The 11,942-nt window shown below is 52.9% G+C and carries 8 protein-coding genes and 1 pseudogene; 2 read left to right on the top strand and 7 right to left on the bottom strand.

What is annotated here, in order from left to right:
• Positions 1–17: 17 nt before the first annotated feature.
• Together M0646_RS04355 and M0646_RS04350 are read left to right on the top strand one after the other, a co-directional pair.
• Complete coding sequence (locus tag M0646_RS04355; RefSeq protein ID WP_286649906.1) at positions 18–626, top strand: Uma2 family endonuclease; 609 nt, start codon at positions 18–20, stop codon at positions 624–626.
• A gap of 497 nt (positions 627–1,123) precedes the next feature.
• Positions 1,124–1,525, top strand: a complete 402-nt coding sequence (locus M0646_RS04350; RefSeq protein ID WP_286649905.1) for an AbrB family transcriptional regulator — start codon at positions 1,124–1,126, stop codon at positions 1,523–1,525.
• 10 nt (positions 1,526–1,535) lie between these two features.
• Here M0646_RS04350 and M0646_RS04345 read toward each other — a convergent pair whose 3' ends face one another.
• The 7 genes and pseudogenes from M0646_RS04345 to M0646_RS04315 all read right to left on the bottom strand — a co-directional run bounded on the left by M0646_RS04345 (position 1,536) and on the right by M0646_RS04315 (position 11,914).
• Positions 1,536–5,183: a hydantoinase B/oxoprolinase family protein gene (locus tag M0646_RS04345; protein ID WP_286649904.1), complete on the bottom strand. Its 3,648-nt coding sequence runs from the start codon at positions 5,181–5,183 to the stop codon at positions 1,536–1,538.
• A 44-nt stretch (positions 5,184–5,227) separates the two neighbouring features.
• Positions 5,228–5,887, bottom strand: a pseudogene (locus M0646_RS04340) (transposase).
• A 205-nt stretch (positions 5,888–6,092) separates the two neighbouring features.
• The gene (cphA, locus tag M0646_RS04335) at positions 6,093–8,783 is read right to left on the bottom strand and encodes a cyanophycin synthetase (RefSeq protein WP_286626748.1); all 2,691 of its coding nucleotides are present in this window, start codon (positions 8,781–8,783) and stop codon (positions 6,093–6,095) included.
• A gap of 93 nt (positions 8,784–8,876) precedes the next feature.
• Positions 8,877–9,845 carry a cyanophycinase gene (locus tag M0646_RS04330; RefSeq protein WP_286626747.1) on the bottom strand — a complete coding sequence of 323 codons (969 nt, stop codon included), beginning with the start codon at positions 9,843–9,845 and terminating at the stop codon, positions 8,877–8,879.
• A 22-nt stretch (positions 9,846–9,867) separates the two neighbouring features.
• Entirely contained in the window at positions 9,868–10,533 is a 666-nt protein-coding gene (locus tag M0646_RS04325) for a Uma2 family endonuclease (protein WP_286649903.1), read from the bottom strand.
• 23 nt (positions 10,534–10,556) lie between these two features.
• Positions 10,557–11,219, bottom strand: coding sequence for a Uma2 family endonuclease (locus tag M0646_RS04320; protein WP_149818489.1), 663 nt, complete (start codon positions 11,217–11,219; stop codon positions 10,557–10,559).
• Positions 11,220–11,242: 23 nt separating this feature from the next.
• Positions 11,243–11,914 (bottom strand): Uma2 family endonuclease, encoded by a 672-nt coding sequence (locus tag M0646_RS04315; protein WP_149818487.1) that lies wholly within the window; start codon positions 11,912–11,914, stop codon positions 11,243–11,245.
• Positions 11,915–11,942 lie beyond the last annotated feature (28 nt).

Here is an 11,942-nt window from a genome sequence, read left to right as displayed (position 1 = left end):
TGCCTAAAATTAAGATCATGATCATCACCACTTGCCAACCCACTCCAACCCCCCAACCAGTGCGATTTACGGTGCAGGACTATCACCGTTTATTGGAACTTGGGTTTCTGAGGGAAGATGACCACATTGAGCTAATTCGGGGGGAATTGGTGCGAATGGCGGCCAAGGGAACAGCGCACGAAAGCTGTCTGCGGCGATTGTTGCGAATTTTACCGAAGATTGTGGGCGATCGCGCCACGCTTCAGTGCCAGTCGCCGATTACGATTGCCCTTGACGGTGAGCCAGAACCCGATGTGGCGATCGTTAAAAACCAAGAAGATGACTATGCCTCAGCCCATCCCACACCTGCGGACACGCTCCTTGTGATAGAAGTGGCGGATTCATCCCTAGAGTACGATCGCACAGTGAAACTATCGCTTTATGCTGAAGCCAAGATTCCCTATTACTGGCTGTTCAATGTCAGCGATCGCACACTGGAAGTCTATAGCGAACCTGCTGAAATTACCCCGCGGCAGTTTGGCTACCTCAGCAAGAGAATTATTCCGACCAGTGGCGTTGTGCAATTGCCGCAGTTCCCCGAACAAGTGCTTGAGCTTGCTTCTATTTTCCCAAATAGTTCACAATGATCAGCAGGCCAATTCGGGTTTGACACTCTTGGGCTTTGCCACCTCACACTGAAGCGACTGTTGTGAGCGTATTCAATTCTTGCAAAAAGTGCCGTAAGTTTGATTGGCGTCATTTTCTGAAGGATAGAGCATCTACCGCCCTTGTCTTAAATAGGGGATACATAAACGCTGATAGAAATCTCTTCCGTCGTGGCTTTTGTAGTGTTTGAGTCTGCGCGATACCTGTGAAAAGGGCTGTAAAAGAGGTGGCGTACTTTCTACACTAGCCCTCACTTTTTTGAGCCTCTTGCGTCCCTGTGAAAAGGGTGTCAATGTAACTCGTCTAAAGGAAATGTAAAACCCTGACTCAAGGGCGATCGCAACTTGAATTCTGAAAAAAATTATGGTTTGCTAAAAATAGACACTCATTCATTACGAGTTCGCTGTCAGGCTTTGGCACTCTTTGATTGAATCGCCAATGAATAGACAGTATTTGATCATTGAAAAGGTAGGTTAAAATGGGACGCAAGCAAGTAGAACCCTTGACAGGTGCTGCTTTATTAGAGAAGTACAAACAATTGGAACATCTCAGCCACGAGGAAAAAGCAAAGGCCTGTGGCTACTACACGGTCACCCAAAGTGGTAAGGAGCGCATCAGCAAACTGAAGTTTAATAAGGCGCTTCTTGAAGCCTTGGGGATGAATCTTGATACGAAGTCAGGGCGTGGTGGTAGCCGAGGCGGTCGCAGTGCTAGTTATCGAATCACGGTACAAGCCAATGGTAATTTACTCATTGGTTCGGCCTATACCAAGCAAATGAATCTCAAGCCGGGGGATGAATTTGAAATTACCCTTGGCCGTAAGCACATTCACCTTAGACAAGTGAGCAGCAACGGTCAACCCACCGACGATGAAGATTAATTTGATATATCTAATCTGAGAGTTGAGGTACCCCAAAGCCACCACCACCTGGGGTACAAATGCGCAGGCGATCGCCCGCTTCAACATTGATTGTGGCGGTTCCTGCTAAGGGATGGGGAATTTGGCCGAGTTTCAGCCATTGATTTTCACCCACTGCACCGCACTCACCACCCGCAAGGCCAAAAGGGGGAATTTTCCGCGACTGGCTGAGGAGGCTGACGGTCATGGGTTCACGAAACTCAAGGACACGAATTGCCCCATCTCCCCCCGGTTGCTGCCCTTTGCCCCCACTGCCCCGCCGACGGCAAAACTCCCAAACAATCACGGGGTAGCGGTTTTCGAGCACTTCGACATCGGTGAGCCGAGAGTTGGTCATGTGGGTTTGCACCGTACTGGCTCCGGCAAAGGTGGCTCCTGCCCCAGCGCCGCCACAGATGGTTTCGTAGTATTGATAGCGATCGCTGCCAAAGCTGAGGTTGTTCATCGTTCCCTGAGCCGCTGCCATAATGCCGAGGACACCGTAGAGGGCATTGGTGAGGGTTTGCGAGGTTTCGACATTGCCAGCAACCACCGCCGCCGGAAACTGGGGGTTCAACAGTGAGCCTTGCGGCACCCGCAGTTCAATGGGACGCAAACAGCCCGCATTCAGGGGAATGTCCTCCTGTACGAGGGTTCGCAAGACATACAGCACAGCCGCCTTGGTAATGGCAAGGGGAGCATTGAAATTGTCATTGGTTTGCTGGGAGGTGCCCTCAAAGTCCAGGCAGGCGGTGCCTTCGTGACTATCAATAGTGATTTGCACCTGAATTTGGCTGCCGTTGTCCATGGCCACGCAAAAGCGTCCCCCTTGGAGCGATCGCAGGCATTGGCGCACACACTCAGCAGCATTGGCTTGGCTAAATTCCATATAGGCAGCGACAACCTCGCGACCATAGCGATCGCACAGGGTAATCAGTTCTTGTACCCCCCGCTGATTGGCGGCTATTTGGGCTTGCAGATCCGCCAGATTCTGCTCAGGATAGCGAGCCGGCCAAGGGGCTTGGCTCAACAGTTGATTAATGGCCGCCTCTTGAAACTCCCCGCCCTCCACCAGCAGCACATTATCAAAGAGAATTCCCTCTTGACGGACATCGGTACTATTGGCCGGCATTGATCCAGGACTAATGCCCCCAATGTCAGCATGGTGCCCCCGTGAGGCGACAAAGAAGGCGGGTTGCGCTTCCCCCTTGAGAAATACGGGGGTAATCACGGTAATATCCGGCAGATGGGTGCCACCGCGATAGGGATTATTTGTGGCAAAAACCTGACCCGCCCGGAGGGTGTTGCCTTTCTCAGCCAGCAGTGCCTTAACACTTTCGCTCATTGACCCCAAATGGACGGGGATATGGGGGGCATTGGCCACAAGGTTGCCGGCAGCATCAAACAGAGCACAGGAAAAATCCAACCGTTCTTTGATATTGACCGAGGCACTGGTCTGCTGGAGCGTTACTCCCATTTGCTCAGCAATGGCGCGAAATAACTGCTGAAAAATGGCTAGTTGCACCGGATCCGCAACGGTGACGGCAATCTGCTTTGACGGTGCCGGGGATTCCTGCAGGGGACGCAGCCACAATCCCCCTTGATCATCCACTTCCGCCTGCCAGCCCGCCTCAACCACATTGGTGCCCGTAGCATCTAAGATCAAGGCCACCCCTGCAATGACCTGATGGACAGGGAGGCAATCGCGCTCATAGACGGGTGCTTTGTGCCATTGGCCTTTGCTGTAAACCGACACATGGGCAAGGGGCGTGAGTTCTGTGGCGGCATGGGGCATCGTGACCGCTGGAACTGCCTGAACAGCAACGGCTTCAACCGCGACTTGACCGATGCGGAGCAATCGCCCCCGTATAGTAAACCCATAGCGATCGCGATGGGCTTGGGCAAATGCGGCTGCCATCCTTTCCAAATCTGCCCAGGGCACCCAGAGGATCGTATCTGTCCCCACATAACCTAAGCCGATGCGCACTTGACTTTGAATCTGCGGGCGATCGACCCCTTGGGCAACAAGTTCATCTATTGCTTGCCCTTTTAGCTGCTCAATTTGGCCTTGCAGCTCCACCAGAACAGCGGCGGTGAGGGGTTGTTCAATCGTTTGCTCCTTGAGTACCCGCAGCTCCGCCTGACCAATGCCGTAGGCCGAGAGCACCCCCGCATAGGGATGGAGATACACCTGCGGCATTCCCAACACCTCGGCAATCAAACAGGCGTGTTGGCCGCCGGCACCGCCAAAACAGCAGAGGGTATAGTCGCGCACATCGTGCCCCTGCTCTAGGGAAATTTTCTTAATTGCCTGTGCCATGGTATTCACCGCCACTTCAATAAAACCAGCCGCCACATCGGCAACACTGCGGGCATCTCCGGTGCTCTCGTAGATCTCTTGGCGCAGTTGAGCAAATTGCTGTTCCACCGTCTCGCGATCCAAGGGCTGTTGACCATCGGCGCCAAAGACAGCGGGGAAATAGGCGGGCTGAATTTTCCCCAAGAGGATATTGGCATCGGTCACCGTGAGAGGTCCGCCGCGACGATAGGCAGCAGGTCCGGGATTGGCACCGGCAGAGTCTGGCCCCACTTGGTAGCACCCCTTATCAAATCGCAAAATCGAGCCACCGCCGGCAGCGACGGTATGCACGGCTAGGAGGGGCGATCGCAAGCGCACACCGGCAATGGTGGTTTCCTGCCACCGCTCATACTCTGGCCAAGGGGCATCCGGATTGTGGCGATAGTGGCAGACATCTGTCGAGGTACCTCCCATATCTAAACCAATCAGCCACTCAATCCCTGCGGCTAAAGCAGTGCGCACCACCCCCACCATCCCCCCAGCAGGGCCTGAAAGCAGACTATCCTTACCGCGCAAGCAGGCCGCCGCCACCACACCGCCATTGGACTGCATACAGTAGAGGGGAATCTCCCCCAGCTCCCCCTGCACCCCCTGTAGATAGCGATGCAGCACCGGCGACAAATAAGCATCCACAACAGTCGTATCGCCCCGGCTGACCAGCTTGATCAGGCCACTTACCTCGTGGGACACCGACACTTGGCTAAACCCCATCTCCCTTGCCAAGGCTGCCACCTGTTGTTCATGGTCAGGGTAGCGGTAGCCATGCACGAGCACAATGGCGCAACTGCGGATGCCTTGGTCATAGACCGCTGCCAATTGGGGCTTCAGGGCTTCTAAGTCAAGGGGAACGAGAATTTCCCCTTGGGCACTCACCCGTTCTTTGACTTCAATGACATGGCTGTAGAGGGGCGGCGGTTGCTGAATCGCTAAGGCAAACAGCTCCGGGCGGTTTTGGTAGCCAATGGCTAGAGCATCCCCAAAGCCTTGGGTAATCAGGAGCACCGTTGGCTCGCCTTTGCGTTCCAAAAGAGCATTGGTGGCCACCGTTGTCCCCAGTTTCACAATTTCAATGGCTTCACTGGGAATGGGGGCATCCGGCGCCAACCCCATGAGCATCCGAATTCCCGCTACTGCTGCATCGCGATACTGCTCTGGATTCTCTGAGAGCAGCTTGTGCACCACCATTTGCCCATCGGGACGGCGGGCGACAATATCCGTAAACGTGCCCCCGCGATCGATCCAAAATTGCCATTTGGCTTTCATTGCAACCGCATTGTTCATGATCACTCTCAGAAGTGTTGAATCCTGCAACAAAACTTAACGTTTTAAGTGACCAGTAGCTCTGGCTGCCAATCAAAGCTCCAATGCACTATCGAGCAGCGACGACTGAGTTCCAGTTGCAAATATCGCAATTTGTCTAATAGTTTCTTCCCAAAGTATTCAAGTATCTCCACCAGCTCTAAAATTAAATAGGCAATTAAAACCATATAAATCTAATTTACCACGCCGTTCAAACTCTTTGTAATCAACTTGTCTAATGATAAATGCATCTTCAGAAATTTCCATAGGTTCTCAATCGCCCACCGCTGCCGATATAACTCACTCACTTCCTCATCACTTAGCTCCTTTAGATTTGTCGCTATACGAAACTCCCTTTGATTCTCGTCAAAAAATTGAACCACGCGATATCTCTCATGATTGAGCTTTATTCTCATGTTATTCTTGATACGTACAACAAATGAGCACTTCCTCTCACTCAGTCGCTCTAAAAATTGCCAGCTCGCAAACCCTCTATCCATGATTACAACAGCATTTGTAATCCCTGCATGATTCAAGCGATAAAATAAGGCTCTCATACTGGTTAACCCTTGGTCGAGAACGTAGGTCAACCAGATTTTGAAGAACAATTGAGAGTTCAGCACGGGGTAGTCACAGGGGCTGAGCTGATTGAGAATGGACTTGACAAGAGTTGCAAAAGATACCATAGTATAGTAAGTTGATTGTTTTTTCTTCTTTTAAGGGAAGAATATGACATTTCTTCCCTTTTTTCTAGCCTCTCAAACTATCTTTCAACACTTCTGGTAAAAGCGGTGAGATCCTCCAACCTTTTTGAAAAGGCCTATACTGTCCTTCTCGCTGTTGATCAGAGTGACTTGATCAGATCAGCGTTGCCCGCGGTCGAGAAACTGCCTATTGGGAGATGGAGGGATTGAGATCACCACTGGTGGAAATTCCCTCACTGTGAAAGCCATTGGTCGTTTCCCCTTGGAGTCGTTGATGATGCTGGTGAATCAGTTGAATGGTGCGGCTGACTTCCGCTGGAAAGATCACCACTAGGGAGCCTTGGGGGGCGCGATCGAGGGCAAATTGAATCGCTGCTACCTCGTCATGGATGATGTCGTATTGGCGTTGGACACTGTGGTGATGTACTCCTCGCTCAATCCAATAGGCGGCATCGCCGCGCGGCCGGCCACGGGTATCGTCATCTTCTTTAATGATGATCCAATCAAAGATTTTCGCCGAGAGTTCACCCAGTTGTTCTAAGTCTTGATCACGGCGATCGCCCGGTCCGCCAACGACACCAATGCGCTGCCCTGGCCATTTTTGGACAAATTCACCAATGGCCTCATACCCTGCTGGATTGTGGGCATAGTCCACCAAGACACTAAATTGCCCCAAATCAAAGAGGTTCATCCGCCCGGGGGTTTGCTCCACTGAGGTTCGGAAGCTGGTCAAGGCAGTGCGAATATGCTCAATACTGATGCCTTGGGCAAAGGCGGCTAGACTGGCAGCGAGGGCATTGGCAATCATAAAGCCGGCTCGACCGCCAAGGGTAATGGGCACATTTTCTGCCTGCTCAATCCGTAGCGTCCAGTCCCCTTTCAAAATCGAGAGATAGCCATTTTCATAAACGGCGGCGAGACCCCCCTGCTGAATGTGCTGCCGAATAATCGGATTGTGGGGATTCATCGAGAAATAGGCCACTTGGGCTTTGACTTGGCGTGCCATTCCCGCCACGAGGGAATCATCGGCATTCAAGACAGCATAGCCATTCGGCCAAGCGGATTCCACCACCACGGCCTTTAAGTCCGCCAACTGTTCAACGGTGTCAATATCACCAAGGCCAAGATGGTCAGCCTGCACATTTAGCACCACCCCGACATCACAGTGGTCAAAGCCCAAGCCGGAGCGGAGAATACCACCGCGCGCTGTTTCTAGGACAGCAATCTCAACTGTGGGGTCTTGCAGGATCAGTTGGGCACTTTGAGGCCCGGTGGTGTCCCCTTTTTCCACCAGATAATCGCCAATATAGATGCCGTCTGTGGTGGTGTAGCCAACGGTTTGCCCCGTTTGTTTGCAGATATGGGCAATGAGGCGGGTGGTGGTGGTTTTACCGTTGGTGCCCGTAATCGCAAAGATTGGGATGCGGCAGGGCGTTCCCGGTGGAAAGAGCATATTCAACACCGGTTCGGCGACATTGCGGGCAATCCCTTGGCTGGGGTTTGTGTGCATGCGAAAGCCGGGAGCAGCATTGACCTCGACAATCACACCGCCAACTTTAGGCAGGGGCTGACTAATATCGGGGCTGACAACATCAATCCCCGCAATATCGAGGCCAATGATCTGAGCCGCCCGCTGGCAAATCCAAACATTTTCCGGGTGAATTTCATCGGTGCGATCGACGGCAATGCCACCGGTACTCAGGTTCGCCGTGGCGCGTAGATAACAAATTTCCCCCGGTTGCAAGACAGTATTTAGGGTATAGCCCTGCTTTTCCAAGAGTGTCCATGTGTCGTGATTCACCTCAATGCGAGTGAGGATATTATCGTGACCGTCTCCCCGCTGCGGGTCTTGGTTAGTTTTCTCAATGAGTTCTTCGATGGTGGAGCGGCCATCGCCAATGACATGGGCTGGCACCCGTTCAGCAACGGCGACTACTTTGCCATTGACCACTAGAACCCGAAAGTCGCGACCCGCATGGTAGCGTTCCACAATCACTGATTTGGAGACACTGCTGGCAATTTCAAAGGCTTCTTCGGCCTCTTCTAGGCTGTTGATGTCAATCGTAATCCCCCGACCGTGGTTGCCGTTGAGGGGCTTAATGACAATCGGGTAGCCGCCGATGTCTTCAATGGCTTCAGGGAGGTCTTCAATGTAGCGGACGACGGTTCCCTTGGGCACAGGAATTCCGGCATCCTGAAGCAGTCGCTTTGCCCCTTCTTTGTCCCCTGCGAGTTCCACGGCCAAGATGCCACTGCGATCGCTCAAGGTGGCTTGGATGCGATGACTGCGGGCACCATAACCCAATTGAATGATCGAGCGACTGCTCAACTCAAACCAAGGAATATTACGGGCTTCCGCCTCGCGGACAATCGCTTCCGTACTTGGGCCTAGGGAGGCTTTGGCTTTTAACTCGCGGAGATCGGCGAGATCCTGATCCAGTTCGCGCTGGGGATAGGTGCCCGTATCAATAATGCTTTGACAGAGTCGTACTGCTGCGCGGCCGGCATAGCGACCCGCTTCTTCCACTTGGTATTCATAGACGACTTGATACACCCCCGGCGTTGAGGTCTCCCGCGTGCGGCCAAAACCAACGGGCATCCCTGCTAGTTCTTGGAGTTCGAGGGCGACATGCTCAACCACATGACCGAGGTAGGTGCCTTCCCTTAGGCGGGTGAGAAAGCCCCCCTCATGGCCAAGGGAACAAAAATGATTGTAGAGACTGGGTAAAACCCGCGCCAACCCATCCACAAAGCCGGGAATCTGATTGGAGGGGGTGTTGGCCACCTCTTCTAGATCTAAACGCATGACAATCAGCTTATGACGCCGAATGCTCCAATAATTAGGACCCCGCAGCGTTTGTAATTTGAGAATTTTCATAGAAGAGTGGCTTTTTTAAGGACAGCTTACCATTTTTAGTTTTGAGGCGAGTGACGCAATAAACTGTATCTTAAGCAACACTTTCCTGAAAACTTAATTTAGGGGAGGCAAAATACATTTGTGCTGCACTTGATGGGTGCGGAGGTTATAGCAGTCACCATCACTGAGGATGTGCAGGCGCAAGTTGTAGATACTCAAGGGTTCGTTAACATCCACATGGGCATAGTTCGTGTAGCTGACATCCCGAGGATCAACAATGGTGACAGAGCCACGACCAAGAACCCGCAGCATACCATCAGCTTCAAACATGGCACAGGTATCTTCGTCAATGCCGACTCCCAGCTTGTCGGGGTGAGCAGAAATGGCGCTGATCAGGCGCGCGAGGCGATTGCGATTGTGGAAATGCTGATCCACTAAAACATCGGGAAGAATACCCAAGCCTGTGGCCAAATCGACTAAGGAGCGGTTTGGAGCTTCATTGCTGCCCCCACTGGCAATCATGCACTCACCCATGACAGCGGCACCGGCACTCGTGCCCCCAAGAATTGATTTGCCTTCCCAGACTTGATGACGCAATTGGTAGAGGAGGGGGGTTTCATCTAGCAGCGCCGACAAACGCAGTTGATCGCCCCCGGACATAAAAATGCCAGTACAGCGACTCAAGCGAGCTAGCATCTCTTCCTGTTCGGCATCAGCGCGATCGCCCACCAATAGAACGTCCACTTCGCGCACACCAATTTCGCGGAAAATATCGTGGTAGAGCCGCCCCATGGCATCGGGTTCACGGGAAGCAGAGGGAATGACGCCAATGATGGCATCTAGGCCGCCAGCGCGTTGGCAGAAGGTGGTGAGAATTTGTCGCCCACGTACTTTGTCTTCCGCTCCCCCGATCGCCATCACTAAACCTTTGTGACCAGAATGTTGATTGGTCGTTTTGGAAATGGGGTCTAATTGCAACATAGGGCTACGGTGAATGAAACGTTCAATCGGCAGACAGAATCGATGCATTTGGCAAGGGCGATGCCAATACCCCCCTATTGACACGGGGATTCTATACAGCATAATGCCAGATTAGGGAAATTTTTTAAGTTTTGGTCAAGATTTGCACGAACGCTTGATGTTCGGGGGTGGCAATTCCCTGTTGGAGTACCTGCAAAACCATACCCAGATCATGGGCCAGTAATGCCTCAGGGGTGAGCCAAAGGCCGGGGAATTGGCGACTGCGAATGATGCCCTCAGCATCAGCAGTGAGGGGCTGGTATTCTCCTGCTTCAAGGGAGAACCAGTGGATTTGGCGATCGTAGGTACACCACACAAGATATTCCTGAACGCCATTGCGGCGGTACACCCTGAGCTTATCGTGCAGGTCGTAGGCGGCACTGCTGGCGGCAATTTCAACTACAAGTTCCGGTGCCCCCTCGATATAACCATCCTCACTAATGCGAGAGTTGCCCCCGCTTTCAAGGCGGAGCACAGCATCGGGCTGCGGTTCATTATCGCCATCCAAGCGAACCGTCGGATTGTCATAGACGAGAGCCCCCGGCGTAACTGCTTTGTAAAAACCGAGCCAAGCCATGATCTCGGCATGGGGCTGACTGTGACTGACACGAACGGGAGAAGCCACGTAAACAATTCCCTCAATCAGTTCTGCTTTTTTCAGGTGGGGCATGGCTGCATAGCGGCGCTCAAATTCGTCCCGTGTCAGGCGATCGCCATTTTCAAGGGGCGGCAGAGAATACTTTAGTGTCATGGCTCTCTCTCCTCAGAACCTCTCTATCGCTGCTGGCGAGCCACAAACGCTTGATGTTCAGGGGTGGCAATTCCCTGTTGGAGTACCTGCAAAACCGTACCCAGATCATGGGTCAGTAATGCCTCAGGGGCAAGCCAGAGTCCGGGAAATTGACGACTGCGAATTATCCTCTCAGCATCGGCAGCAAGTGGTTGGTATTCCCCCGCTTCAAGGGAGAACCAGTGGATTTGGCGATCGTAGGTACACCACACAAGATATTCCTGAACGCCATTGCGGCGGTACACCCTGAGCTTATCGTGCAGGTCGTAGGCGGCACTGCTGGCGGCAATTTCAACTACAAGTTCCGGTGCCCCCTCGATATAACCATCCTCACTAATGCGAGAGTTGCCCCCGCTTTCAAGGCGGAGCACAGCATCGGGCTGCGGTTCATTATCGCCATCCAAGCGAACCGTCGGATTGTCATAGCAACCTAGCCCCGGTGTTGCAGCACTGTAGAACCATAACCATCCCATAATTGAGCCATGGGAGCGACTATGATCGATACTCACGGGAGACCCCATGAATACAACTCCTTCAATCAGTTCTGCTTTCTTCAGGTGGGGCATGGCTGTATAGCGGCGCTCAAATTCCGCTCGTGTCAAGCGATCGCCATTTTCAAGGGGGGGTAGAGAATACTTTAGTGTCATGGCTCTCTCTCCTCAGAACCTCTCTATCGCTGCTGGCGAGCCACAAACGCTTGATGTTCAGGGGTGGCAATTCCCTGTTGGAGCACTCGCAAGACAGTACCCAGATCATGGGCGAGTAATGCCTCAGGGGCGAGCCAGAGTCCAGGAAATTGGCGACTGCGGATGATGCCCTCAGCATCAGCAGTGAGGGGCTGGTATTCCCCTGCTTCAAGTGAGAACCAGTGGATTTGGCGATCGTAGGTACACCAGACAAGATATTCCTGAACGCCATTGCGGCGGTACACCCTGAGCTTATCGTGCAGGTCGTAGGCAGCACTGCTGGCGGCAATTTCAACTACGAGTTCTGGCGCGCCCTCAATATAGTCATCAGCAGTAATTCGCGATCGCCCCCCGTGGCTGAGGCGTAAAATGGCATCGGGTTGCGGTTCATTATCGGCATCTAGGCGAATAGTCGGAGCATCTGCCGCTTCAACCCCCGGTGTGGCTGCACAGTAGGTGCCCAGCCAAGTGATTAGGAATAGGTGAGGTTGACCGTGACTGCGGTAGCGTAGGGGAGAAGCCACGTAAACAATTCCCTCAATCAGTTCTGCTTTTTTCAGGTGGGGCATAGCCGCGTAGCGACGCTCAAATTCGTCCCGCGTCAGGCGATCGCCATTTTCAAGGGGCGGCAGTTGCACTGGGTGTTCAATTGTCATGGCAGGCTGTTGAGGATCCGCGTGCTGC

The sequence above is a fragment of the Thermosynechococcus sp. B3 genome (assembly GCF_030323045.1).
Taxonomy (GTDB): domain Bacteria; phylum Cyanobacteriota; class Cyanobacteriia; order Thermosynechococcales; family Thermosynechococcaceae; genus Thermosynechococcus.
The sequence above is the reverse complement of the archived record's forward strand: the minus strand, read 5'-3'. Positions and strand labels throughout refer to the sequence as shown.